Annotated in this window: 3 protein-coding genes; all 3 read right to left on the bottom strand. The window is 64.7% G+C overall.

Annotated features, from left to right (window positions below):
* On the bottom strand, positions 1-2,424 hold a 2,424-nt coding region (locus tag SH809_19640; GenBank protein MDZ4701933.1), incomplete at its 3' end, for a ThuA domain-containing protein.
* Between the two features lie 162 nt (positions 2,425-2,586).
* On the bottom strand, positions 2,587-2,859 hold the full coding sequence (locus tag SH809_19645) for a hypothetical protein (protein MDZ4701934.1): 273 nt from the start codon (positions 2,857-2,859) through the stop codon (positions 2,587-2,589).
* 90 nt (positions 2,860-2,949) lie between these two features.
* A complete protein-coding gene (locus SH809_19650) occupies positions 2,950-3,219 on the bottom strand; it encodes a hypothetical protein (protein ID MDZ4701935.1) in 270 nt (89 codons plus the stop codon).
* Between the last annotated feature and the right edge of the window lie 257 nt (positions 3,220-3,476).

The raw sequence follows: 3,476 nt of genomic DNA on the forward strand, positions 1-3,476 counted from the left end.
ATCCGTGACCGACGCCGCGTACTGGAGCACCCGGCCGTCGCTGAAGAAGGTGGTATTGCCCTGAAGCGCGAGCGTCACCGCCGGCGGCTCGTTGCCGAAGCGGACGGTCAGCGAGGCGGTGCTGGTAGCGCCGGCAGCGTCCGTCACGGTGACTGTAGGCCGGTACGTGCCGGGCTGGTCGAACGTAAACGTCGCCTCCGCCGTCGTGGCCTGGACGGCGTTGCCCCCCATCATCTGCCAGGCGTAAGAAAGCGTATCGCCGTCCGGATCAGAGGCCGAGGCCGTGAACGTCACCGTGAGTGGGGAAGCGCCTTCGAGACGGTCGGCGAGGGCGGCGACTTCGGGCTGGAGGTTGCCCCGTTCGTAGGTGATGCGGCTCAGGCGGGCGTCGACGTTGCGCGTGAACCAACCGGTGCCGTATTCGAGGACGTAGAGGATGCCGGAATCGCTGAACATCATGTCGATCGGATTCCGGAAACGGGTGCCCGGCATGAAGGGATCGAGCTTGAGCAGGTTGCCTTCATCGTCCATCGTGGCATTGAGCACCCAGCCGCGGATCCAGTCGTACACGAACAGCTTGCCGTCGAAGTATTCCGGAAACGTGCCCGGGCGCTGGGTGAACAGGTCGGCATAAAAGACCGGGCCAGCCATGGCGTTACGCCCGCCGGCGCCCACGATGGGGAACTCGGGCGACTCGGCGTAGGGGTACCAGATAAACGCTTTCTGCGCCGGCGGGAGCTCGCGCCGGCCCGTATTGTTGGGCGAGTCGTTGATCGGGGCGGCAGGATCGAACAAGTCGCCGGATTTCCCCGTGGCGAAGTCGTAGTCCCGATACGGCTTAGTATCCCCCACAAAAAACGGCCAGCCGAAGTTGCCGGCCTGGCGGGCCTGGTTCACCTCGTCGTGTCCGCGGGGGCCGCGGAGGGGGTTGTCTTCGCCGGCGTCGGGGCCGACTTCTCCCCAGTACAGGAAGCCGGTTTTCTGGTCGATGCTGATCCGGTACGGGTTACGGTTGCCCATCACATAGATTTCCGGGCGGGAGAGCGAGTCGCCCACGGGGAAGAGATTCCCGGCGGGGATGGTGTAGGTCCCATCCGGCTGCGGGGTGATGCGCAGGATCTTGCCACGCAAGTCGTTCGTGTTGCCGGGGCCGGCCTGGCCGTCGAACGGCGCGCGGCCGGCGCGTTCGTCGATCGGCGCGAATCCATCCGAAAAAAACGGGTTCGTGTTGTCGCCGGTGGAGAGAAAGAGGTTGCCATCCGGCCCGAACTCGATCGAGCCGCCGGTATGGCAACATTCCTGGCGCTGGACGCGCACCTGGAGCATCTTCTTTTCGCTGGCGCGGTCGAGCGTCTGGCCGTCGAATACAAAACGGGAGAGCTGCTGGATGGGCTCGTCGCCCGGGACCGAATAATACAGGTAGATCCACTGGTTTGTGGCGTAGTTCGGGTCGAGCGCGAGGCCCATGAGACCGTCCTCGTGGGTGGTATTGACCTCAAGCATCTCGACGACGCGGCCGGCGGCGGTGGCAGGGTCGTACAGCTTCAGGGCGCCTTTCCGCTCGGCGAAGAGGATGCGGCCGTCGGGGAGGAGTTCGAGTTCGGTGGGTTCGTCGAGGTTGTCGAGGAAGATGGTCTGGACGAAGCGTCGTTCCTCCGGCGGACGACGGGTGCGTGCCCGGGTGTAATCCAGCCCGCCCTCGCCAATGGCGTAGCGGATGCCGCCAAGGAGGTGGGCGCGGAACTCCGGCTCGTCGTAGCTCTCCGCCGTATGGCCGCCGGCGGTGTAAAACGAGCGCCCGCCGTCGAAGGCCTGATACCAGGCGACGGGGTGCGCCTCGCCGTGGATGCCGCCCTGGTAGGAGGATTCGTCGACCGTGAGGACAACCTGGACGTCCGGCGAGACGTCCGCGAAATTCGGCCACTCATCGGAGCGGCTCCAGGAGGCCGGCAGCGCTTCCGTGGACGGATGCGCGGCGTCGACCACCCGCTGGGTGGCCGGCTGGACGTTCGATGGCTCGGCCGGATGGCTGTGGTAGCGGGCGCCGACGAGGCGGGTGAACCAGGGCCAGTCGGTTTCCGTCTCGATGGCCGAGTGGATGCCGACGAACCCGCCGCCGGCCTGGACGAAGCGTTCGAGGTCGGCCTCCCGGGCGTAGTTCAGGACATCGCCGGTAGTATGGAGGAAGACGACGGCATCCACGTTGCGGAGGGTCGATTCGGTGAGGGCAGCGGGGTCGTCCGTGGCTTCGACGGAAAAGTTGTTGTCGGCCCCGAGGGCGCGGAGGGCGGCGACGCCGGCGCCGGTCGAGGCGTGGCGATAGCCCTCGGCGCCGGTGAACACGAGGATGTGGGCCGGGTCGGACGGGGTGGTGGTGCAGGCAGAAATAAAGAGAAGGGGGAGAATGCAGGCGAAGCGCTTCACAGGATATGCGGAATCGGGTGTGGGGAATCGGATGGGATGATACAGGAATCAACTCACTCGAACATACAGCACATCATTCAGATTGCCCACCATCCCTATGAAAAGCGAACGGCCCGACCCATCGTTAGATGAGCCGGGCCGATGTCAACGAGACGCGCTCGGTTAGAAGCGGCAGCCGTTGTCGAGCAACTGCTGGAGCGTCTTCTGCGCCTTTTCGACATCGCCGGAGTTGATCGAGTCGATCATCTTGTCGAACATCCGGTCGCAGTTGAACGCGCTCATGGCCGAAGCCGTGTTCATCAGCGGCATGGCCGCGATCACGGGGAGGGCCCAGCCGGCGCGCAGCATGGAGCGACGCGAGAAGGCCTTCTTTTCAGCCGCATGGAGCAACTGATCCGTAGCCGGCGTCACTTCGTGTGTGTTGTTTTCTAGCATAGGTTATACCTCGAAAGGCTTGTTATTGCCTGGTCAAAAAACCGTGCAACCACCTCCCCATGACGGTGCACTTGCGTGCACCATACAGGATTAGCAGCGGCACCCGTTGGCCTGCAACTCGGCGCGAATCGCCGCGGCGCCCTTACGATCGCCCGACTGGAGGGCATCGAGGAAGCGTTGGAGATTGCGGTCGCAGTTGTAGCCACTCATGGCGGACGCCGTGTTCAGCAGCGGGACAGCCGCAATCACCGGCAGTGCCCAGGCGGCGCGCATCATCGCGCGGCGCGAGATGACCTTCTTTTCGGCCGTCTCGAGCAGCTGTTCAGCTGCGGTCGCCTTTTCGTTGGTTTGTTCACTCATACCGTTCACCGATCGGGGTAGCCCTCACAGGCATAACCCATTTAGTTGTTGGAACGTACTTGCAGTTGATTATTACCCGAGCAAATTGCTTACCTATTTATGGCCCTTGCCACCACCGGATCCCTGGCCCCAACCGCCGCCGTTGCCGGGACCGCCGCCGTTGCCGGGACCGCCGCCGTTGCCGGGCCCGCCGCCGTTGCCGGGACCGCCGCCGTTGCCGGCACCACCGCCGTTGCCGGGACACCCGCCGCTACCGC

The sequence above is a fragment of the Rhodothermales bacterium genome (assembly GCA_034439735.1).
Taxonomy (GTDB): domain Bacteria; phylum Bacteroidota; class Rhodothermia; order Rhodothermales; family JAHQVL01; genus JAWKNW01.